This window comes from Bradyrhizobium sp. UFLA01-814, from assembly GCF_046718885.1.
Lineage (GTDB): Bacteria > Pseudomonadota > Alphaproteobacteria > Rhizobiales > Xanthobacteraceae > Bradyrhizobium > Bradyrhizobium elkanii.
In genome coordinates, this window is the sequence record NZ_JAQOSR010000021.1 from 44,922 (window position 1) to 66,876 (window position 21,955).

Here is a 21,955-nt window from a genome sequence, read left to right on the forward strand (position 1 = left end):
CGGACCTTAGGGTTAAGCTGTGAGCATCCCGGAACCTTCGCCGTTCCGAGTCTCGCTTTATGTTTGAGAAATTACCCCGACCCTCAGGCCGCGCGCGCCGTCTCGCGGGCACGGTATCTGCCGCAATCCTGCTGATCGGGTTGTCCGCCTGTCAAACCTCCGGCCCGTCTGACATCACCGGCTCATTGGGCGACACGGCGGAGGCCACGCCGGCACCCGCCGATCCGCGGCGCGACATCGCGACCTACCACGAGCGCGTCCGCGCCAACCCGAAAGACACCGACGCTGCGCTGAAATACGCCCGGGCATTGCGCGCCACCGGACAGCGGGCCCAGGCGGTCGCCGTCATGGAGCAGGCGGTGTTGGCGCAGCCCAGCAACAAGGCACTGCTCGCGGGTTACGGACGGGCGCTCGCCGACAACGGCAATTTCCAGCAGGCATTCGACGTGCTCGGGCGCGCGCATACGCCGGAAGATCCGGACTGGCGCATCCTGTCGGCGCAGGGCGCCGTGCTCGATCAGCTCGATCGCCACGACGAGGCGCGGCAGTACTATGCGAGTGCGCTGAAGATCGTGCCTGACGATCCGTCAGTGCTCTCCAATATCGGGTTGTCCTATTTGCTGTCGAAGGACCTGCCGAAGGCCGAGGAGACGCTGCGCCGTGCCCGGGAGCGCGCCCCCGGCGACATGCGGGTGCGGACCAATCTCGCCGTCGTGGTTGGCTTGCAGGGCCGCCAGTCCGAGGCGGAAACCATCATGAAGGCCGATCTGACGCCGGAGCAGGGCTCAGCCAACGTCGCCGCGCTGAAACGGCTGTTGGCGCGCAGGGATGCGAGCCGCACCGACGCCGAGAAGATCCCGGTCGCGGCCAGTCGCCGCGACTAGGACGGTTTCAAGCGGGACGCTAGCCGGCGGCCCGGCGCCCGTCGTTTCGGCGCGACTGCAGCTTCTTGAGGATCGGCGACAGGAACGACTCGCGGGCTTCGGCGAGATCGGGGCGGCCGGTGAGGCGCTGCGCGATCTGCAGGAAAGTCCTTGTGGTGCGGTGACGCGCGGAGACTTCCGCGATCATCTGGCCGTTGTTGGCGGCTTCACCGAACAGCCTGCAGTCGAACGGGATCGCCGCGATGGGCTGGCTCTCGATCGTCTTGGCGAAATCCTTGACCTCGATCTCGGGGCGCTTGGACATGCCGACCTGGTTCAGGCAGTAGAGCGGCGGGCGGTCGTTCGGACGCGCGGTCCTCAACAGGTTCATCATGTTCTTGGTGTTGCGCATGTTGGCGAGGTCGGGCTCTGCAACGATCAGGATATCGTCGGCACCGACCAGCACGCGTTTGGTCCAGGCGGTCCATTGATGCGGCACGTCGAGCACGATGCAGGACGTCGTCATGCGCATCGTATCGAAGATGGCATCGAACGCTTCGGCGCCGAAATCGTAGACCTGGTCGAGGGTGGCCGGCGCCGCCAGCAAGCTGAGATGATCGCCGCACTTTGCGAGCAGGCGTTCCATGAACGCGGAGTCCGGACGTTCGGGCGAGAACACGGCGTTGGCGATGCCCTGCACCGGGTCCTGATTGTAGTCCAGGCCGGCGGTACCGAAGGCGAGGTCGAGATCGACGACCACCGAGTCCAGCCCAAGGTCGCGCGCGATGGTCCAGGCGACATTGTGGGCAACGGTCGAAGCGCCGACGCCGCCCTTGGCGCCCGCGACCGCGATCAGGCGGCCGACCGAGACCGCTTCGGAGGCCGAGAACAGGCTGCAGATCGAGCGCACGATGTCGAGCACCTTGACCGGCCCGATGACGTAGTCGTTGACGCCGCGCCGGACCAATTCGCGATACGGCGCAGTCTCGCCGGGCATGCCGAGCACCACGACGCGGGTGCCGGGATCGCAGACCGTGGCGAGCTCGTCGAGACCGGCGAGGAAATCATGATCCGGCTCGGTCTCCAGCATGATGACGTTGGGCGTCGGCGCCTTGTGGTAGGCGTCGATCGCCGCGGCGATGCCGCCCATATGGACCGAGAGATGAGCCTTGGCGAGCCGGCGGTCGTCGGCAGCCGCGCGTGCGTTCGCGGCGGTCGCGACGCTGGCGCAGAACGCCTGCACGGAAATCCGCGGCGCCGGCGCGATGTAATCGTTGGCGTGCTGCGGCTCGTCTTGCTGTTCGGTCATTTCGCGGCGTCGCTCAGCTTGGCTTTCTCGGTTTCGGGGTAGGCGGTCGCGGTCGACTCACCCTTGCGGTATTTATCGAACGCGATCGTACGGCGCGGCGTATAGGCTGCGGTCTCGGTTCGCGGCTGTTCGAGGTCGGACGGATTGGCGACCATCGCGGCAAGGTTACGCTGCGTGGCGCAGCCGAAATTGTCGTACTGTTTGTTCTCGTTGTAGCTCGGATTGTAGATCGAGGGACCGAGGTCGCTCGGCCACACTCCGCAGGGACCGGCGACGGCGGCCATCTTCGGATAGCTCAGCCGAATGGTCGGAAGCGCACGCGGATCATCGAGATGATAGGAGCGCCTGGTGATGGCATGGGCGGGCACGCCCATCGACGCCAGCAGGCCGCGGATCTCCTGATACACCGCCTGTGCCGAGCGCGCGTTCGAGCTGTCGGCCGGCACGTCGATCGCAATCGCGCCGGTGCCTTCGCGGCGCCAGGTGCGCGCCAGCCCCATGACGTCGTCGCGCTGGGTTTCGGTGAGGTTGCCGCGGGCGCGGCCGACGAAGACGACGATCGATTGCTCGCCTTCGGTGACGGCGATCGGATGCCGCTGCCGGTAGTCGTCGGGCACCGTGCCGGTGACGACATCGCTCGTCAGATTGCAGCCGCCGAGCGCGATCGCGCTGACGGCGAGGGCGCCGAACAGCCACAGCGTCCTGGCACGACCGGCTTGTGTGTTGCGTGTCATCATAGGATCCCCCAACCCCTTCAGGTCCGCGCCTCAGTCGATGATGAAGCCGAAATTGACCGGCGTGGCGCCGATCGGCTCGCTGCGGGCGGCAACGCCGTAGATGCGATTGACGCGCGCCAGCAGCGCCGACTGCGCGTCGGAAGCCGGGGCAAATCCGTCGTCGGGACGAGACAGCTCCTTCTGCGCAACGGCGCGCACCACGTAGGGCGTCACGATGACCATGAGCTCGGTCTCGTTGTTGACGAAGTCCTGGCTCCTGAAGAGCTGGCCGAGGATCGGGATCTGATCGACGCCGGGCATGCCGTTGATGGCCTGCTTGGTCTGCTCCTGGATCAAACCGGCCATCGCAATCGAGCCGCCGGAGGGCACCTCCAGCGTGGTGTCGGCGCGGCGGGTCTTGATCGAGGGAATGGTCGTGCCGTTCTGACCGCCGGTCAGGGCGTTCTCCATCGAGACTTCGGAGACCTCGGTCATCACCTTCAGGCTGATCCGTCCCTCGGTCAGCACTACCGGAGTGAAGTTGAGCGAGATGCCGAACTTCTTGAAGCTGACGGTCTGGACGCAATTGCCGATCGTGCCCGACGTCGTCGTCTGGCAGGTGACACCGGTCGGAATCGGAAACTCGCCGCCCGAAATGAAGGTCGCCGACTCGCCGGAGATCGCGGTGAGGTTGGGTTCGGCCAGCGTCTTGACGACGCCCGCGCTCTCCATCGCGCGCAGCGTCGCGGTGACGGTCGGTACGCCGAGCTTGTTCAGGGCTGCGCCCGTCAGCCCGTTGCTGGGGGCGAGCGCACCATTATTGGCGGTAAAGGCGTTGGCGTTGTTGAAGACCACCGCGGCGGTGCCGTAGTTCATGTTGGCGCTGAGGTCGACGCCGAGCTGTTTCACGACGTCCCGGCGGACTTCGGCGACGGTGACTTTCAGCATCACCTGGTCGCGGCCGCGGACCACGATGGAATTGACGACCTTGTCGGCGCTGCCGACCAGTTTGGCGGCGATGTCACCGGCCTGCTGGGCCTCGACCGGGCTTGCCACCGTGCCGGTCAGGACGACGCTGTCGCCGACGCCCTCGATCTGGACGCCGGGCAGCATCTGCTTCAGCGCGGCGCGCATGCCGTTGAGGTCGCGCTTGATCGCGATGTCGTAGGAGGCGACCTGGTTGCCGTCGGCGTCGAAGAACACCACGTTGGTCTGGCCGACCGCCGCGCCGATGATATAGGCGCGCTGCGCCGAGCGGATCACGGCGTTGGCGATCTTGGGATCGGCGACCAGAACGTCCTTGGCCTCGCGCGGCAGATCGACCACGACCGACTTGCCAACGCCGAGCGAGACGGAGCGCGTCTTGGCGGCGATGCTGCTCGTCACCGCGACATCCGCGTTCTTGTCGGGATCGGTCGCGCTGGCAAGGGCAGGGATCAGCATCAGCGCAGTGATCGCCGAGAATGACAGCGCGCGGACCAGCGTGGTCGACGTCGCCATTTGTTTCGCACCCGTCGTCATATCGAAGCCCCCATCACTTCTGTGTCGTCAGAGAGCTCGGGATGCCGAAGCGCACCACCTTGATGCTCTCGCCCCGCTTCGGGGCATGGTCTCTGGTCTCGTCGGTCTGTTCGTTGACGTCGGCGATGCTGCGCAGCGCCAGCGCCAGCGTGCCGCTCTGCCGGGCGCGCGCCAGCGTCTCGGCCTGTTCAGGCTTGAGCTCGAGGGTCACGGTCTTGCCGACGAGGGAGTTGTTGCCGTCCTTCTCCTTCGGCGCCTGGTCGATCGCCAGCACGCGGACGTTGGACAGCAGGATTTCAGTGGTAACGATATCGCGGCCGCCTTGCTGGTCTGGATTCTTGTCGCGTCGCGACAGGATCACATCGACGCGGTCGTTCGGCAGAATGAAGCCGCCGGCGCCGGTCTCCGGCGAGATTTCGGTGGAGATCGCGCGCATGCCGGAGGGCAGGATCGCGGCCATGAAGCCGCTTCCATTGGCCTTGACCAGCTTTTGCTCGCGGATCGGTTCGCCGACGATGAAGGGCGCGCGTGCGATCGAACCGATGACGTCGTTCATGGCATTGGCGTTGGCGTCGTGACGGATGAACGCGCTGCTGGCAGTTTCAGCCGGCCAGCGCTGCCACTGGATGTCTTCGGCCTTGACCGATTGACCGAGCCCGATGTCGGACTTTGCGACCAGCACTTCGACGGTCGGCAGTTGCGCGACGGGCGGCGCAACCGGCGCCGGTTTGCGATCGCCAACGCTCGCGAGATACATGGCCGCGAGGCCTGCGACGCCGGCGATGCCGAGGACCACGATGCGTGCCGTTTTCATGCGATTGTCTGAATGCCCTTCACACAGGGCAGTCGCGTCCTTGCGGCACTGACAGCCCTTCCCGAGGCATCACTACGGCCGCAAAAGTATAAGGGAACTTGATGGAAGGTCCGGACAATTAAGGGATTGGTGGGGATGGTGAACGGCGAGTTATCGGCGCCGTCGCATCTCCGCAGAATCCCGGAGATCGCGCTCGCGCAACGTGTGCGATGTGGGAGTCGCAACGCGGCGTCAAAGCCGGTCGGTCGTGGTTAATGTCGCCTGATGCGCAATCCCGCGCGCACGGATCAGAGCGCGGCTTTCAACGCGGCAAAGCCGCGATCGAGATCGGCCTTGAGGTCATCGAGGTTCTCGAGCCCGATATGCAGCCGCAGCGTCGGGCCGCCCGGCGACCATTTGGTCGCGGTGCGATAGTCGCTGCAGTCGAACGGGATGGCGAGGCTTTCGAAGCCGCCCCAGGAAAAGCCCATGCCGAACAGCGTGAGCGCGTTCAGCATTGCATCGACCGCGGTCTGCGGCACCGGCTTCAGCACGATGCTGAACAACCCGGAGGCGCCGGTGAAGTCGCGTTTCCAGATCGCGTGCCCGGGATCGGTGTCGAGGGCAGGGTGCAGCACGCGATCGACCTCGGGCCGCGCGCCGAGCCAGCGCGCGATCTCGAGCCCGGAGCGGTGGTGCTGCGCAAGCCGCACCGATAGCGTGCGAACCCCGCGCAGCGCGAGATAGACGTCGTCGGGGCCGGCGCAGACGCCGAGCAGGCGGATCGCCTCCTGGATCAGCGGCCAGGCTTTCGCATTGGCTGCGACGGTGCCGAACATGATGTCGGAGTGGCCGCCGATATATTTGGTGCCGGCCTGCATGCTGATGTCGACGCCCTGTTCGAGCGAGCGGTGATAGAGCGGCGTCGCCCAGGTGTTGTCGTCGATCATGAGCGCGCCGCGGGCGTGCGCCACGGCCGACATCGCCCGCACGTCCGGCATCTCGAACGTCTGCGAGCCGGGCGCTTCGATCAGCACCGCGCGGGTGTTCGGCTTGAACAGCGTCTCGATGCCGGCGCCGATCAGCGGGTCGAAATAGCTGGTCTCGATGCCGTAGCGCTTGAGCATGTTGTCGCAGAAATTGCGGGTCGGCCGATAGGCATTGTCGCACACCAGGAGGTGATCGCCGGCCTTCAGCACGGCAAGCAGCGTGGTGCTGATCGCCGCCAGCCCCGACGGGGCGAGGCCGACGCCGGCGCATTGCGGGCCTTCCAGCGCCATCAGCACGTCCTGCAGCGCCCGCGTGGTCGGGCTGCCATGGCGGCCATAGGTAAATTCGGCGCGATGGGCGTGGAGGTCCTCCGCGGTCGGATAGAGCACGGTCGAGCCGTGAAACACCGGCGGATTGACAAAGCCCTTCTGGGCCTTGGTGTCGCGGCCGGCCGTGACCAGACGGGTCGCGGCCTGTTGCGGGTGGGAGGGCGTGGAGCCGTCGGAGGAGGTCATGGAGCGCTGCCGTTAGACTTTAGACTTTTTGCCGCAGCCCTACCGCGTCGGAAGACAGGGCTGGGCCGGGCGGTGCTACTAACAAGAGGTAGAAGACATGCGTCAACCCCTTGACCCGGCTCGTCAGTCGCTATGTGATGCGCCGCAACTACCAGTCGCCGCACGTTGAGGGGCCTGCCGCGACCTACGATCCGTTGCCTGACCGGTTTGCAAGTCAAACTGCCGGTCAAATCGGCATTTTTGCTGCAAGGGATCATTGGGATGGCCCGTGAACGCGAGGCGATCACAAAGTAACCGTCCACCGGACGACCCTGAAAGGCCCCGCCCATGAAACGCGTATCCCTGGCTGTCACCCTTGCCGCCGCCGCCGCCCTGTCGGTCCAGGCCGCCTCGGCGCAAACCCTCAAGACGGTCAAGGACCGAGGCCAGCTGTCCTGCGGCGTCAGCGGCGGCCTGCCGGGCTTCTCGTCGCCGGACGACAAGGGGAACTGGACCGGCATCGACGTCGACATCTGCCGTGGCATCGCCGCGGCGATCTTCGACGATCCGTCCAAGGTCAAGTTCGTGCCGCTGTCGGCCAAGGACCGCTTCACCGCGCTGCAGTCGGGCGAGATCGACGTGCTGTCGCGCAACACCACCTGGACGCTGTCGCGCGATACCTCGCTCGGCGCCAACTTCACCGGCGTGACCTATTATGACGGGCAGGGCTTTCTGGTGAAGAAGTCGCTGAAAGTGAACTCGGCGCTGGAGCTGAACAGCGCGTCGGTCTGCGTGCAGACCGGCACCACGACCGAGCAGAACCTCGCCGACTACTTCAAGGGCAACAACATGAAGTACGAGGTGATCGCGTTCGCCGGCGCCGACGAGACCGTGAAGGCCTACGAGACCGGCCGTTGCGACGTGTTCACCTCCGACGTGTCCCAGCTCTATGCGCAGCGGCTGAAGCTCGCCAACCCGGCCGACCACGTCGTGCTGCCCGAGATCATCTCCAAGGAGCCGCTCGGCCCGATGGTTCGCCATGGCGACGACCAGTGGTTCGACATCGTGAAGTGGGCGCTGTTCGCCCAGATCAATGCCGAGGAACTCGGTGTCACCCAGAAGAACGTCGACGAGATGGCCAAGTCGGACAAGCCCGACCTCAAGCGCGCCTTCGGCACCGACGGCAATCTCGGTGAGCAGCTCGGCCTGACCAAGGACTGGTTCTCCCGCATCATCAAGGCCGTCGGCAATTACGGCGAGATGTACGATCGCAACGTCGGCGCCGGATCGAAGCTGCAGATCGCACGCGGGCTCAATAATCTCTGGAACAAGGGCGGCATCCAGTACGCGCCTCCGATCCGCTGATCGGCGACGAGGCGGCTGCGGCGATGACGACCGAGCCCCGAAAACCACCGCCGCAGTTCATCTTCCGCCTGAAGCGCGCGCTCGGCGGCCAGTCCGGCTGGACTGGCCTTGCCGTGCAGATCGTGTTCGCGGCGGTGTTGGCCTGGGTCGCCTATGAGATCGTGGCCAATGCCCGTGCCAACCTGGAGACGCAGCGCATTGCATCCGGGTTCGGGTTTCTCAAGAACAATGCGGGCTTTGATGTCAGCCTGAACCTGATCCCGTATTCGGGGTCGGACACCTATACGCGGGTGTTCTTCGTCGGCCTGTTCAACACGCTGCTGGTTGCGGGCATTGGCATCGTCTTCGCCACCATTATCGGCTTCATCATTGCGCTGTGCCGGCTGTCGCCGAACTGGCTGCTGGCGCGGCTCGGCGAGATCTATGTCGAGATCGTCCGCAATCTGCCGCTGCTGTTCCAGCTGTTGTTCTGGTACCTTGCGGTGCTGGCGGCGCTGCCGGGGCCGCGCCAGAGCATCTCGCTGTTCAACGCCTTCTTCCTCTCCAATCGCGGGCTGGTGATCCCGCGGCCGATCGGCGAGGCCGGGCTTGATCCGTTTCTGATCGCGCTTGCGATCGCCATCGCAGGCGCGCTGGCGCTGCGCGGCTACGCAAGGCGGGCGCTGTTTCAACGCGGGCAGGCGATCCGGATCTGGCCCTATGTGCTCGGCCTGCTGGTCGGATTGCCGCTGGTGACGGTGCTGGTGTTCGGGCTGCCGGTGACCTTCGAGTTGCCGCAACTCAAGGGCTTCAACTTCGCCGGCGGCGCGCGGGTCATTCCGGAGCTGGTTGCGCTGGTGGTTGCGCTGTCGACCTATACGGCGGCCTTCATCGCCGAGATCGTCCGCGCCGGTATTCTATCGGTCCATAAGGGACAGATGGAAGCCGGCTCGTCGCTCGGCCTGTCGCGCGGCACCACCTTGCGGCTGATCGTCGTGCCGCAGGCGATGCGCGTCATCGTTCCGCCGCTGACCAACCAGTATCTCAACCTGACCAAGAATTCGTCGCTGGCGGTCGCGATCGGCTATCCCGACCTTGTCTCGGTATTTGCCGGAACGACCCTGAGCCAGACCGGCCAGGCGATCGAGATCATCGCCATCACCATGGGCGTGTACCTGCTGATCTCGCTGGTCACCAGCGCGGTCATGAGCGTCTATGGCTGGCGCATCAACCGGAGCCTTGGGGCATGACCGACGTCACCGCGTCATCCTTTGTCCGGCAGGACCTGGTGCCCGAGCGCCGGGCGCCGGTGAGGACCACCGGCCTCGTCGGTTTCATCCGCACGCGGCTCTTGAATTCGCCGACCAACATCCTGCTGACGATCCTGGCGCTGGGGCTGCTCTGGTACATGATCGTTCCCGCGTTCAGGTTCCTGCTGGTCGATGCGGTCTGGAGCGGCAAGGACCGCAATGCGTGCCTTGCCGAGACCGCCGGCCGTCAGGTCGGCGCCTGCTGGCCCTATATCCAGGCCAAGCTCACCCAGCTGATCTATGGCTTCTACCCGGAAGCCGAACGCTGGCGCGTCAACCTGACCTTCGTCCTCGCGGCTGTTCTGTTGCTGCCACTCCTTATTCCGCGCCTACCGGCGAAGGGCTTGAATGCGAGCCTGTTCTTCTTCGCCTTTCCGGCGGTCGCATTCTTCCTGCTGCGCGGCGGCGGGCTGACCGGTTTCGGCGTGAGCTGGGTCGCGAGCCTGTTGCAGCTGTTCGACGACAGCATCGGCAATGCCGGGCAGGTACTGGTCAATCTCAGCCAGAATTCGGCGATCGGACCGCCGCTGTGGGCCGTCGGCAAGATCATCGTGCTTGTCGGCAGCCTGATCGGCTGGCTGATCTTCCCGATGACCTGGCTGCGCGAGCAGCTTCAGATGTCGAGCCAGCCGCTCTGGTTCGACTTCCTGCTGACCACTGGTATCGTCTCGCTGATCCTGTTTTTCCTCGGCGGCGGCATACGGACCGGACAGCGCGCGCTGCTCGCGAGCCTTGTCGGCTTTGCCGGCATCGCGATCGTGATCAAGCTGATGGGGCTCGACCGCGGCGGACTGCCCATCGTCGACACCAGGCTGTGGGGCGGCCTCTTGGTGACGCTGGTGGTGTCGGTCACCGGCATCGTCACCTCGATGCCGATCGGGATCGCGCTGGCGCTGGGCCGCCGCTCGACCATTCCGCTGATCCGGATATTCTCGATCGCCTTCATCGAGTTCTGGCGCGGCGTGCCGCTGATCACGGTGCTGTTCTTCGCAACCTACATGCTGCCGCTGTTCCTGCCGGGCAATTTCAACGTCGACGGACTGGTCCGCGCGCTGATCGGCATCGCGCTGTTTGCCGGCGCCTACCAGGCCGAGGTGGTGCGCGGCGGCCTTGCCGCGATCCCGCGCGGGCAGGGCGAGGCGGCGAGCGCGCTCGGCCTGTCCTGGTGGAAGACCACGTCGCTGATCGTGATGCCGCAGGCGCTGCGCCACGTCATTCCGGGTCTCGTCAACAGCTTCATCGCGCTGTTCAAGGACACCTCGCTGGTTTCGATCGTCGCGCTGTTCGACCTCTTGGGGTCGTTGCATGCGACGTTCTCCGATCCGACCTGGTCGACGCCGACCACGGCCTTTACCGGCTTCGCTTTCGCTGGAATGATCTACTTCGTGTTCTGCTTTGGAATGTCGCGCTACTCGCTGTTCGTCGAAAACCGGCTCAACGCTCACCGCCGCCACTGAACAAGGTCATCATGTCCACAACCCCGATCGTCAACATTTCCGCTCTCAACAAATGGTACGGCGACTTCCACGTGCTGCGCGACATCAACCTGGAGGTCGGCAAGGGCGAGCGCATCGTGATCTGCGGGCCGTCCGGTTCGGGCAAGTCGACCCTGATCCGCTGCATCAACGCGCTGGAGGAATTCCAGGAGGGCGAGATCGTGGTCGACGGCATCGACCTTGGCCCGAACCTTCGCCGTGTCGACGAGGTCCGCCGCGAGGTCGGCATGGTGTTCCAGAGCTTCAACCTGTTCCCGCATCTCACCGTGCTCGACAATTGCACGCTGGCGCCGATCTGGGTGCGCAACATCCCCAAGAAGGATGCCGAGGCCACCGCCATGAAGTTCCTCGAGCGGGTCAAGATCCCGCATCAGGCCAACAAGTTTCCCGGCCAGATGTCGGGCGGTCAGCAGCAGCGCGTTGCGATCGCCCGTGCGCTGACCATGAACCCGAAGGTGATGCTGTTCGACGAGCCGACCTCGGCGCTCGACCCGGAGATGGTCAAGGAAGTGCTCGACACCATGGTCGATCTTGCCAAGGAGGGCATGACCATGCTGGTCGTCACCCATGAAATGGGCTTTGCCCGCGAGGTCGCCAACCGCGTCGTCTTCATGGACGCGGGCCAGATCATCGAATCGAACACGCCGCAGGAATTCTTCGCCAACCCGCAGCACGCGCGGTCGAAGCTGTTCCTAAGCCAGATTCTCCGGTGATTTCCGCCGTCATTGCGAGCCACCCGGTCGGCGCAAAGCGCCGCCGGATGACAGGCTCCGCGAAGCGATCCAATCTTCCGCATCGGAAGCATGGATTGCTTCGTCGCAATAGCTCCTCGCAATGACGTCTGCGGGGACGCGGTTGGTTACACCAGCGGCAGCTCGATCTTGCTGCGCTTTTCCAGCCATTCCGGGACCGGCAAATTCTTCGAGCGCATGAAGGCCGGGTTGAACAGCTTGGACTGATAGCGGTTGCCGGAGTCGCAGAGGATGGTGACGATGGTCTTGCCGGGGCCGAGCTGTTTGGCGAGCTGGATCGCGCCCGCGATGTTGACGCCGGTCGAGCCGCCGAGGCACAGGCCTTCGTGCTCCAAAAGCTCATAGATGATGGTCACGGCTTCCTCGTCGGAGATCAGGAACGCGGTGTCGACCTTCGCCGTCTCGACCACAGGCGTGACGCGTCCGAGCCCGATGCCTTCCGTGATCGAGTCGCCCGGCGTCGATTTGACCTGCCCATTCTTGAACAGTTCGTACATTCCGAAGCCGTGCGGATCGGCGCAGGCCGTGATGATGGCCGGGTTCTTTTCTTTCAGGTAGCGGCTGACGCCGGCAAGCGTGCCGCCGGTGCCGACCGAGCAGATGAAGCCGTCGACCTTGCCGTCGGTCTGCTGCCAGATTTCCGGTCCGGTCGAGTCGTAGTGCGCCTTGGGATTGTCGAGGTTGTTCCACTGGTCGGCGAACAGCACGCCGTTCGGTTCGGTCTTGCGCAGCTGCTCGGCAAGACGCTTGCCGAGATGCTGATAGTTGTTCGGATTGGCGAAGGGCAGCGCCGGCGCCTCGACGAGTTCGGCGCCGCACAGCCGCAGCATGTCCTTCTTTTCCTGGCTCTGCGTCTCAGGAATGACGATCAGGGTGCGATAGCCGCGCGCACTCGCCACGACGGCAAGCCCGATCCCGGTATTGCCCGCGGTCGACTCGACCACGAGGCCGCCGGGCTTCAGCGCGCCGCGCCTCTCGGCCTCCAGGATCATCCATTTGCCGGCACGATCCTTCACCGACTGGCCCGGGTTCATGAATTCGGCCTTGCCGAGAATGGTGCAGCCGGTCAGTTCGGACGCGCGTTTCAGCTTGATGAGCGGGGTGTTGCCGATCGCTTCGATGACGTCTTTGTTGAATATCATGTCGGGGAATTTCTTTGCCGGTCTGTGTCTTGCTTGGCGAACCTAGTGTGCTGATCGAAAAAGGGAAGGGCTTTTGCACTGCGGCAAGAGGCGGGTTCAACACGCTTGACCTCACAAGCGCGAATGTTGCGGACTTGGGGAGAACGCCGTTTTTCGGCGGTCGGGTCGACCAGCAGAATCATCCTGCGGTCCGCGGTTTTGCATGAGTTGCGCGCTCCAGGCCGATCGAGACCTGACGGCGCGGTGCGCGGCGGCGCGACTTTCGCGCCGCGCCGGCACATCTTGCGGATTCAATGCAACAGGAGCCGAGAAATCCCCATGAAATCTTTGTAAGAATCGTGACTTCCGGCACGGGTCCGAAATGCGCGGAAATGCCGTAAAAAATAGGGAAAAGTCGGCATTCAAGGTAGCCACGAATCGCTTGCGATGCGACGCCACGCAATCGTGACGGGGCTGTCCGCCCCATTGTCCCAAGGGTAGGATGGGACAGGCAGGTTCCATTGGAAGCATACCCCCGTGAACGTCACCCAGACCATCGCTGAACGCGTCATTCGTGCGCCATGGGCGAGGTCTGGCTTCGGCGGAGAATGGGTGTGACCCAGCCCGTACCCGTGATGGTGCCTGGAGGCCGGTTCGGCCTCGCCGTCCGCGCGCGCCGGCTCGCGGGACGCTCGCTTGTTGCGCTCGGCCTGGTCGCTGGTTCTGCCGGCTGCATTCTGACCCAGGACATCCCTGATCCGGCGCTCGATGTGCCGCAGGGCTACAAGGCCGCGCGTCTCGGCCGGCCGGGCGACGCGCTTCCGACGCTCGATTGGTGGCGGGGCTTCCGTTCCAAGGAGCTGACCCGGCTGATGGAGGAGGCGCAGACCGTCAACCTCGACATTGCCGCTGCGGTTGCGCGCTTCCGCCAGGCTGACGCGCTGGCGCGGCAGGCCGGCGCGGCGCTGCTGCCGACCCTCAACCTCAACGGATCGGAAACCTACTCGCGCACCTCCGGCTCCAGTGCCAGCGGCCTCACCAATGGCGGGCGCGAGGTGGTGAACTACAATGCCTCGCTGAGCGCGAGCTATCAGCTCGACTTCTGGGGCCAGAACCGCGACGCCGCGCAGGCGGCGGAGGAGACCGCCGTTGCCAACCGGTTCGATCGCGAGGTGGTGGCGCTGACCACGCTGGCAAGCGTCGCCAATGCTTATTTCACCGTGCTGGCGACGCAGGACCGGCTTCGCACCGCGCAGAGCAACATCGCCAGCGCCGAGCGCATCCTCAATGCGATCAAGGAGCGCTTCAAGGCCGGCACCGGCTCCGATCTCGACGTCGCGCAGCAGGAGAGCGTGCTCGCGAACCAGCGCGCGCTGGTGCCGCCGCTGCGGCAGACGCTCGCCCAGAATATCAACGCGCTCGCCGTGCTGGTGTCGCGCCCGCCGGAAAGCGTGCGCGTCTCCGGCGGCTCCCTCAACGCCGTTGCGATCCCGCGCGTCACGCCGGGCCTGCCGTCTGAATTGCTGACCCAGCGTCCCGACATCCGCCGGCAGGAGGCGCAGCTGGCATCCGCCACCGCCAATGTCGGCAGCGCGCGGGCGCAGTTCTTCCCGAGCATCCAGCTGACCGGGACGGGTGGCTACCAGAGCCAGGCGCTGGTCTCGCTGTTCCAGCCGCATGCCGCCTTCTTCAACCTGGTCGGCAGCATGACCCAGCCGATCTTCGACGGCGGCCGGATCCTCGGCAATTTCGAATACACCAAGGCCAAGCAGGACGAGTTGCTGCAGACCTACCGCAAGACGGTGGTGCAGTCGTTCACCGACGTCGACAATGCGCTGGTCGCGATCCGCGAGACCACGCGCCGGCTGCAGCTGCAGCGCGACGTGCTGTCGTCGTCGCGGCGCGCCTTCGACCTCGCCGAGCAGCAGCTCAAGGCCGGCACCGCCGATATCGTAACTGTGCTAAACACGCAGCTGACCCTGTTCCAGGCGGAAGATGCCTATTCGCAGGCCCAACTGGCCCGGCTATTGGCGATCGTGAGCCTATATCAGGCATTAGGGGGCGGCTGGGAACCGAAGATGGAAAGACCGGTCGATGCTCTTTAAGCCCGACTCGACGGACGACGAGAAACGCACGGCGCCGCGCAAGCGGAGCCTTCTCTCGCGCCTGCTTGGGCGCATGGTGTCCTTGCTCATCACGCTCGTGATCCTGGGCGGCCTCGGCTATCTCGGCTGGCTCGCCTTCCAGCCCAAGCAAAATGGCGGCGGCGGGCGCGGCGCGGGCGGGCGGCCCGACCTGCCGGTACCGGTGCTCGCGGCGATGCCGCATGTGCAGGACGTGCCGGTCTATCTCGACGGCGTCGGTTCGGTGAAGGCGCTCAACACGGTCACCGTGCGCTCGCAGGTCGATGGCAAGCTGCTCAAGGTAAATTTCGTCGAGGGCCAGGACGTCAAGAAGGACGACGTGCTGGGCGAGATCGATCCTGCGATCTATCAGGCGCAGTACGATCAGGCGGTCGCCACGAAGGCCAAGGACGAGGCGCTGCTCGCCAACCAGAAGATCGACCTCGCCCGCTATGAGCAGCTCGCCGCCAGCAATGCGGGCTCCAAGCAGCAGGCCGATACACAACGCGCGCTGGTGGCGCAGCAGCAGGCCATCATCAAGGCCGATCAGGCCCAGATCGACAACATGCGAGCCACGCTGGGCTACACCAAGATCGTGGCGCCGATCTCCGGGCGCGCCGGCTTGCGCCAGGTCGACCAGGGCAACATCATCCACGCCTCCGACACCACCGGGCTCGTGATCCTGACCCAGCTGCAGCCGATCGCCGTGTGGTTCAGCCTGCCGCAACAGCAGATCATGCGGGTGAACGCAGCGGCGGCGAAGGGCCAGCTCGCGGTCGACGTGTTCGGCAATGACGGCGTCACCGTGATCGATACCGGCAAGCTGACCGGCATCGACAACCAGGTCGATCCGACCACCGGCACGCTGAAGCTGAAGGCCGAATTCCCCAATGCCAGCTACCAGCTCTGGCCCGGCCAGTTCGTCAATGTGCGGCTCAAGGTCGAGACCCTGCCGCAGGCGATCGTGGTGCCGACCTCGGCGGTGCAGCGCGGTCCGGCCGGCACCTTCAGCTACGTGATCGGCGAGGGCGACATCGTCACCGCCAAGCCGGTCACGGTCACCCAGCAGAACGAGCATGAGGCCGTCATCGCCAGCGGCCTGACCACGTCGGACCGTGTCGTGACGACCGGCTTTGCCAATCTCGCCGATGGCGCGAAGGTCGTGGTCGGCAAGGACGACGGGCCGCCGGCCGCCGATCTCGCGCCGCGCAAGCGCAGCCGCAATCCCGACGGCAAGCGCGGCGCTGGTCAAGGCGAAGGGCAAGGGAAGGATCAAGGCAAGGACGGTAAGAAAGACTGGCAGGGCAAGGACGGCGAGCATCGCGGCCGGCACGAGCATAGCGAAGGCGATCAGAAGGGGCAGACCGGACCGGCGCCCGCGCCGGCGGCAGGGGGCGAACAGTCGGGCGGCGCGCCGAAGGCGCAGCCATGACCGGCATCCTGACCTCGTAATGTCCGACCCAACAGCGAGCACGCAGCCATGAGCGTCTCCGAACCGTTCATCCGCCGGCCGATCGCCACCTCGCTGCTCGGCATCGCCCTGATGATCGGCGGTGCGCTTGGCTATTGGGCGCTGCCGGTCTCCGCGCTGCCGCAGGTCGACTTCCCGACCGTGCAGGTGACGACGCAACTGCCCGGCGCCAGCCCCGACGTGGTGGCTTCGCTGATCACGGCGCCGCTGGAGCGGCAGCTCGGGCAGATCCCGTCGCTGTCGTCGATGAACTCGACCAGCTCGTTCGGCGTCAGCCAGATCTCGCTGCAGTTCGATCTCAACCGCGACATCGACGGCGCCACGCAGGATGTGCAGGCCGCGATCAACGCCGCCGCCGGCATCTTGCCGAAGACGCTGCCGTATCCGCCGGTCTACGCCAAGGTGAACCCGGCGGACGCGCCGGTGATGACGCTGGCGCTGACCTCGGACACGATCTCGCTGCGGGCGATGAGCGATCTCGCCGATACCATCCTGGGCCAACGGTTGAGCCAGATTTCCGGCGTCGGCCGGGTCTCGATCCTCGGCGGTCTCAAGCCGGCGGTGCGCGTGCAGGCCGATCTGGCCCGGCTTGCGGCCTATGGCATCGCGATGGAGGATTTGCGTAACGCGATCGCCGGCGCCAACGTGTCGGGGCCGAAGGGTTCGCTCGACGGCGCCCAGCAATCCTACACCATCGCCGCCAACGACCAGATCGCCGCCGCCGACGCCTACCGGCCGATCATCATCGCCTATCGCAACGGCTCGCCGGTCACGATCGGCGACGTCGCCCAGATCGTCGACGGGCTGGAGAACGACCGCACCGGCGGCTGGTACCAGGGCACGCCGGCCGTCATCATCGACATCCAGCGCCAGCCGGGCGCCAATGTCATCGACGTCGTCAAGCAGATCCGCGGCGAAATCCCGCGGCTGCAGCGGGCGGTCCCGGCCGGCGTCAAGCTGACCATCGTCTCCGACCGTACCGTGACGATCCGCGCCTCCGTGCGCGATGTCCAGTTCACGCTCATCCTGAGCGTCGTGCTGGTGACACTGGTGGTACTCCTGTTCCTGCGATCGCTGCGGGCGACCCTGATCGCCGGCGTCGCGCTGCCGCTGTCGCTGATCACGAGCTTCGGCATCATGTATTTCGCGGGCTTCAGCCTCGACAATCTGTCACTGATGGCGCTGACCATCGGAACCGGCTTTGTGGTCGACGACGCCATCGTCATGATCGAGAACATCGTCCGCCACATGGAAGGCGGCGAGACGGTGATGGAGGCCTCGCTGAAGGGGGCCAGCGAGATCGGCTTCACCGTGATCTCGCTGACGGTGTCGTTGATCGCCGTGTTCATCCCGCTGCTGTTCATGTCCGGCCTGGTTGGCCGCATGTTCCGCGAATTCGCGCTCACCTTGACGATCGCGGTCGTGACCTCGGCGATCGTCTCGCTGACGCTGACGCCGATGATGTGTTCGCGGCTGCTCAAGAACATCCATGAGGAGATGGCGGTCCCGGGCCTGGCCGCGGTCAGCCGTTTCATCGACCGCATGGTGGAGTTCTACAATCGAACGCTGCTCTGGGTGTTGCGGCGCCAGCGCGCGACGCTGCTGGTGACGTTCGCGACCATCGCCCTGACGCTGATCATGTATGTGCTGGCGCCGAAGGGTTTTCTGCCGCTGCAGGACACCTCGTCGATCACCGCGGTGACCGAGGCCGGGCCCGACGTCTCGTTTGCCGAGATGCAGCGGCGGCAGAGCGCGGTCTCCGACATCATCAAGGCCGATCCCGATGTGGTTGGCGTGGTCTCGGTGATCGGTTCGGGCTCGGTCAATCCGACCACCAATGTCGGCCGTCTGGTGATGACGCTGAAGCCGCTCGACGAGCGGCGCGAGGGCGTCGTCAAGGTGATCGAGCGCCTCAAGCAGAAGGTCGCGACGGTGCCCGGCATGACGGTCTACTTCCAGCCGGTGCAGGACGTGCAGATCTCGACCCAGTCGAGCCGCTCGCAATACCAGTACACGCTGACCGCGACCGACGCCGCCGAGGTCTCGCAATCGGCGCAAAAGCTCGTCGCCGAGATGCGGCGCGACCCGATCTTCCGCGATGTCTCCTCGGAGGCGCAGGAGGGCGGCTTGCGCGCGGCGCTCGACGTCAACCGCCAGCGTGCCGGCCAGCTCGGCGTCAGTCTGCAGGGCGTCACCGACACGCTGAACGATGCCTTCGCGCAGCGGCAGATCTCGACGATCTACGGCCAGGCCAACCAGTACCGCGTCGTGCTCGAAGCGCTGCCGATGTATCAGCGCGACCCGTCGATCCTCGACAAGCTCTATCTGCCCGGCGCCAACGGCGCGCAGGTACCCCTGTCGGCGGTGGCGACGCTGGTCCGGACCACGGCGCCGCTCGCGATCTCGCACCAGGCGCAATTCCCGTCGGTCTCGCTCAGCTTCAACCTGGCGCCGGGCGAGGCGCTGGGCGACGCGGTCGCGGCGGTGAAGGCGATCGAGGGCAGGATCGGGATGCCCGGCAGCATCGTCGGGATCTATTCCGGCGACGCCGCCGAATTCGCGCGCTCGCTCGCCGGGCAGCCCTGGCTGATCCTGGCGGCGATCATCACGATCTACATCGTGCTCGGCGTGCTCTACGAGAGCTATATCCATCCGATCACGATCCTGTCGACGCTGCCCTCGGCCGGCGTCGGCGCCATCCTCGCCTTGATGCTGTGCGGGCAGGACCTCTCGGTGATCGGCCTGATCGGCATCATCCTGTTGATGGGCATCGTCAAGAAGAACGCGATCATGATGATCGACTTCGCGCTGGAGGCCGAGCGTCACCAGGGCATGTCGTCCTATGACGCCATCGTGCAGGCCTGCCTGCTGCGCTTCCGCCCGATCATGATGACGACGCTGGCGGCGCTGTTCGGCGCGCTGCCGCTCGCGATCGAAAGCGGCACCGGCGCCGAATTGCGCTTCCCGCTCGGCATTTCGATCGTCGGCGGTCTGCTGCTGAGCCAGCTGCTGACGCTCTACACCACGCCGGTGATCTATCTGGCGCTCGACCGGCTCAACCGCCGGATCGAGCGGGCCGTGCCGGAGCCGGGTCCCAGCGGCCCGCCGATCGCGGGCGCCACCGAGGGCATGCAGTGATCTCGATCTCGGAGCCCTTCATCCGCAGGCCGGTGGGCACCACACTGCTTGCGATCGGGCTGTTCCTGGTCGGGATCGTCGCCTACCAGTTCCTGCCGGTGTCGTCGGTCCCGAATGTCGATTTCCCGACCATCCGGGTGTCGGCGTCCAGGCCGGGGGCCGATCCCTCGGTGATGGCCGCGACCGTCGCCGCACCGCTGGAGCGCAAGCTCGGCACCATTTCTGGCGTCGACCAGATCACCTCGACGAGCTCGCTCGGCACCACCAGCATCCAGGTGCAGTTCTCGATCGGCCGCAACATCGACCGCGCCGCGCGCGACGTGCAGGCCGCGATCAACGCCTCGCTCGCCGATCTGCCGAGCGACCTGCCGTCGCTGCCCAGGTTCCGCAAGGCCAACCCGGCCGCGTCGCCGGTATTCGTGCTGGCGCTGACCTCGAAGACGATCTCGACCAGCGCGATGTACGACGTCGCCGACACGGTGCTGGCGCAGCGCATCTCGCAGGTGCCGGGAGTGGGCGAGGTCACCGTCAGCGGCGCCGACCAGCCGGCGGTGCGCATCGCGCTCAATCCGGTGTCGCTGGCGAACGCCGGGATCGCGACCGACGACGTTCGGCTCGCGATCATCAATGCCAACCCGCTGGGGCCGGTCGGCATCTTCAATGGCGGCCGGCTGAGCGAGACGCTCTCGATCAACAAGCAGATGCGCACCGCGGCCGAGTTCCGCGACATCGTCATCAAGAGCTCGAACGGCAATTTCGTCCGCCTCGCCGACGTCGCCGAGGTCGAGGATTCCGTCCGCAACTCGCGCTCGATCGCCTGGTTCAACAAGCAGCCGGCGGTGCTGATCCAGATTACCAAGCAGGGCGACGCCAACGTCATCGACACCGTCGACGGCGTTCGCAGGTTGCTGCCGGAGCTGAGGAAATGGATTCCGGCGGGCGTCGAGATTTCGACCCTGGTCGACCGCACCGGAACGATCCGCGCCAGCGTCGAGGACATGCAGTTCACGCTGCTGGCGACCGCCGTGCTTGTGATGATTGTGGTGTTCGTGTTCCTGCGCCGGGTGGTGCCGACGATCGCCGCCGGCGTCTCGGTACCGCTGGCGCTGGCCGGCACCTGCGCCGGGATGTGGCTCGCCGGCTTCTCGATCGACAATCTGTCGCTGATGGCGCTGGCGATCTCCGTCGGCTTCGTGGTCGACGACGCCATCGTGATGATTGAGAACATGTACCGCAATCTCGAGCAGGGCATGGCGCCATATCCGGCCGCCGTCGAAGGCGCCAAGCAGATCGGCTTCACGGTGCTGTCGATCTCGCTGTCGCTGATCGCGGCCTTCACGCCGCTGATCTTCATGGATGGCATCGTCGGGCGGCTGCTGCGCGAATTCTCGCTGACGCTGGTGTTCGCGATCGCGGTCTCGACCGTGGTGTCGCTGACCATCACGCCGATGATCTGCGCGCATTACATCAGGGAGGCGACATCGGATCACGCCACCTGGTACGACCGCATCATCGAGGGCACGCTGTCGCGAGTCGTGGCGTTCTACGCAGCGACGCTGCGGATCGTGCTCGGCTATCCCTTCCTGACCCTGGTGGTGTTCTTCGCCACCGTCGCGCTGACGGTGACGCTCTACATCAAGACGCCGAAGGGCTATTTTCCGACCGACGACAGCGGCTTCGTGATCGGATCGACGCGGGCGTCAGCGGATATCTCGTTCCAGGCGATGCTTCAGCTGCAGCAGCGGCTCGCCGACATCGTGATGGCCGATCCCGCGGTCGCCGGCATCGGTTCGTCGGTCGGCTCCGGCGGCGGCCCGGGCGGCGCCACCTCCAACCGCGGCACCATGTTCATCAGTCTGAAGCCGCCGGAGGAGCGGGGCGGCCTGTCGACCGCGCAGGTGATCGACCGGCTGCGCCGCAACCTGTTCATGGTGCCGGGCATCCGCCTGTTCATGTTCGCCGCCCAGGACATCCGCACCGGCGGCCGGCAGAGCGATTCCGACTACCAGTACACGCTCGCCTCGACCGACCTCGAGCTGTTGCAGAAATGGGCGCCGATCGTGGCCAAGCGCATGGAGACGGTGGAGGGCATCACGGACGTCTCCTCCGACCGCGATCCCGGCGGCTTGCAGCTCAACCTCGCGATCGACCGCAAGACCGCCTCCAGCCTCGGCGTCCGCGTGCAGGACATCGACAACGCGCTCAACAACGCCTTCTCGCAGCGGCAGATCTCGTACATCTACACCCAGCGCAACCAGTACGTGGTGGTGCTCGAGATCGATCCGAAATTCCAGAGCGACCCGTCGAACCTCGAGCGCATCTACGTTGCCGGCGCCAACGACGTGCAGGTGCCGCTGTCGGCGCTGGTGCACTACCAGCGTGGATTGTCGGCGCTCGCGGTCTATCACTCCGGCGGCTTCCCCTCGACCACGGTGTCGTTCAACCTGCTGCCGGACGTGCCGCTGGAGGTCGCGACGACGAACATCCAGCAGGCGGTCGACGAGCTGCACATGC

Annotated in this window: 15 protein-coding genes; 9 read left to right on the plus strand and 6 right to left on the minus strand. The window is 65.6% G+C overall.

Annotated elements, in window-relative coordinates:
- Positions 1-59: 59 nt before the first annotated feature.
- Positions 60-884: a tetratricopeptide repeat protein gene (locus PMN64_RS09325; protein ID WP_411780475.1), complete on the plus strand. Its 825-nt coding sequence runs from the start codon at positions 60-62 to the stop codon at positions 882-884.
- A gap of 19 nt (positions 885-903) precedes the next feature.
- Here PMN64_RS09325 and PMN64_RS09330 read toward each other — a convergent pair whose 3' ends face one another.
- From PMN64_RS09330 to metC, 5 genes are all read right to left on the minus strand, one after another.
- Positions 904-2,172 (minus strand): CpaE family protein, encoded by a 1,269-nt coding sequence (locus PMN64_RS09330; RefSeq protein WP_028339755.1) that lies wholly within the window; start codon positions 2,170-2,172, stop codon positions 904-906.
- A complete protein-coding gene (locus PMN64_RS09335; RefSeq protein WP_304500312.1) occupies positions 2,169-2,906 on the minus strand; it encodes a CpaD family pilus assembly protein in 738 nt (245 codons plus the stop codon). Before PMN64_RS09335 ends, PMN64_RS09330 begins: the two co-directional genes overlap by 4 nt.
- 33 nt (positions 2,907-2,939) lie before the next feature.
- Positions 2,940-4,388, minus strand: coding sequence for a type II and III secretion system protein family protein (locus PMN64_RS09340; protein ID WP_411780476.1), 1,449 nt, complete (start codon positions 4,386-4,388; stop codon positions 2,940-2,942).
- A gap of 34 nt (positions 4,389-4,422) precedes the next feature.
- On the minus strand, positions 4,423-5,223 hold the full coding sequence (gene cpaB / locus PMN64_RS09345) for a Flp pilus assembly protein CpaB (protein ID WP_016842117.1): 801 nt from the start codon (positions 5,221-5,223) through the stop codon (positions 4,423-4,425).
- A 287-nt stretch (positions 5,224-5,510) separates the two neighbouring features.
- Entirely contained in the window at positions 5,511-6,707 is a 1,197-nt protein-coding gene (gene metC, locus PMN64_RS09350; protein WP_411780477.1) for a cystathionine beta-lyase, read from the minus strand.
- A 327-nt stretch (positions 6,708-7,034) separates the two neighbouring features.
- On the opposite strand from metC, the gene PMN64_RS09355 reads away from it, so the two are divergent.
- The 4 genes from PMN64_RS09355 to PMN64_RS09370 are packed head-to-tail and all read left to right on the plus strand — an operon-like array spanning position 7,035 to position 11,549.
- A complete protein-coding gene (locus tag PMN64_RS09355) occupies positions 7,035-8,051 on the plus strand; it encodes an amino acid ABC transporter substrate-binding protein (protein ID WP_028331912.1) in 1,017 nt (338 codons plus the stop codon).
- A gap of 23 nt (positions 8,052-8,074) precedes the next feature.
- A complete protein-coding gene (locus PMN64_RS09360) occupies positions 8,075-9,280 on the plus strand; it encodes an amino acid ABC transporter permease (RefSeq protein WP_411780478.1) in 1,206 nt (401 codons plus the stop codon).
- Positions 9,277-10,797 (plus strand): amino acid ABC transporter permease, encoded by a 1,521-nt coding sequence (locus tag PMN64_RS09365; RefSeq protein WP_411780479.1) that lies wholly within the window; start codon positions 9,277-9,279, stop codon positions 10,795-10,797. The genes PMN64_RS09360 and PMN64_RS09365 overlap by 4 nt, the downstream gene beginning before the upstream one ends.
- Before the next feature lie 11 nt (positions 10,798-10,808).
- Complete coding sequence (locus PMN64_RS09370) at positions 10,809-11,549, plus strand: amino acid ABC transporter ATP-binding protein (protein ID WP_028331915.1); 741 nt, start codon at positions 10,809-10,811, stop codon at positions 11,547-11,549.
- Positions 11,550-11,695: 146 nt separating this feature from the next.
- Here the strand turns inward: PMN64_RS09370 and PMN64_RS09375 are convergent, their stop codons facing one another.
- Complete coding sequence (locus PMN64_RS09375; RefSeq protein ID WP_028339763.1) at positions 11,696-12,730, minus strand: cysteine synthase A; 1,035 nt, start codon at positions 12,728-12,730, stop codon at positions 11,696-11,698.
- Positions 12,731-13,317: 587 nt separating this feature from the next.
- On the opposite strand from PMN64_RS09375, the gene PMN64_RS09380 reads away from it, so the two are divergent.
- From PMN64_RS09380 to PMN64_RS09395, 4 genes are all read left to right on the plus strand, one after another.
- A complete protein-coding gene (locus tag PMN64_RS09380) occupies positions 13,318-14,814 on the plus strand; it encodes an efflux transporter outer membrane subunit (RefSeq protein ID WP_411780480.1) in 1,497 nt (498 codons plus the stop codon).
- Positions 14,804-16,264: an efflux RND transporter periplasmic adaptor subunit gene (locus PMN64_RS09385; protein WP_411780481.1), complete on the plus strand. Its 1,461-nt coding sequence runs from the start codon at positions 14,804-14,806 to the stop codon at positions 16,262-16,264. The genes PMN64_RS09380 and PMN64_RS09385 overlap by 11 nt, the downstream gene beginning before the upstream one ends.
- Positions 16,265-16,312: 48 nt before the next feature.
- Positions 16,313-19,441, plus strand: a complete 3,129-nt coding sequence (locus tag PMN64_RS09390; protein ID WP_411780482.1) for an efflux RND transporter permease subunit — start codon at positions 16,313-16,315, stop codon at positions 19,439-19,441.
- Positions 19,438-21,955: efflux RND transporter permease subunit (locus PMN64_RS09395; protein ID WP_411780483.1), on the plus strand; the 2,518-nt coding region annotated here is incomplete at its 3' end. The genes PMN64_RS09390 and PMN64_RS09395, both read left to right, overlap by 4 nt.

Coding starts and splice junctions, on each gene's coding strand:
- PMN64_RS09325 (WP_411780475.1), top strand. CDS start 60: ATGTTTGAGAAATTACCCCGACCCTCAGGCCGCGCGCGCCGTCTCGCG.
- PMN64_RS09330 (WP_028339755.1), bottom strand. CDS start 2,172: ATGACCGAACAGCAAGACGAGCCGCAGCACGCCAACGATTACATCGCG.
- PMN64_RS09335 (WP_304500312.1), bottom strand. CDS start 2,906: ATGACACGCAACACACAAGCCGGTCGTGCCAGGACGCTGTGGCTGTTC.
- PMN64_RS09340 (WP_411780476.1), bottom strand. CDS start 4,388: ATGGCGACGTCGACCACGCTGGTCCGCGCGCTGTCATTCTCGGCGATC.
- cpaB (WP_016842117.1), bottom strand. CDS start 5,223: ATGAAAACGGCACGCATCGTGGTCCTCGGCATCGCCGGCGTCGCAGGC.
- metC (WP_411780477.1), bottom strand. CDS start 6,707: ATGACCTCCTCCGACGGCTCCACGCCCTCCCACCCGCAACAGGCCGCG.
- PMN64_RS09355 (WP_028331912.1), top strand. CDS start 7,035: ATGAAACGCGTATCCCTGGCTGTCACCCTTGCCGCCGCCGCCGCCCTG.
- PMN64_RS09360 (WP_411780478.1), top strand. CDS start 8,075: ATGACGACCGAGCCCCGAAAACCACCGCCGCAGTTCATCTTCCGCCTG.
- PMN64_RS09365 (WP_411780479.1), top strand. CDS start 9,277: ATGACCGACGTCACCGCGTCATCCTTTGTCCGGCAGGACCTGGTGCCC.
- PMN64_RS09370 (WP_028331915.1), top strand. CDS start 10,809: ATGTCCACAACCCCGATCGTCAACATTTCCGCTCTCAACAAATGGTAC.
- PMN64_RS09375 (WP_028339763.1), bottom strand. CDS start 12,730: ATGATATTCAACAAAGACGTCATCGAAGCGATCGGCAACACCCCGCTC.
- PMN64_RS09380 (WP_411780480.1), top strand. CDS start 13,318: ATGGGTGTGACCCAGCCCGTACCCGTGATGGTGCCTGGAGGCCGGTTC.
- PMN64_RS09385 (WP_411780481.1), top strand. CDS start 14,804: ATGCTCTTTAAGCCCGACTCGACGGACGACGAGAAACGCACGGCGCCG.
- PMN64_RS09390 (WP_411780482.1), top strand. CDS start 16,313: ATGAGCGTCTCCGAACCGTTCATCCGCCGGCCGATCGCCACCTCGCTG.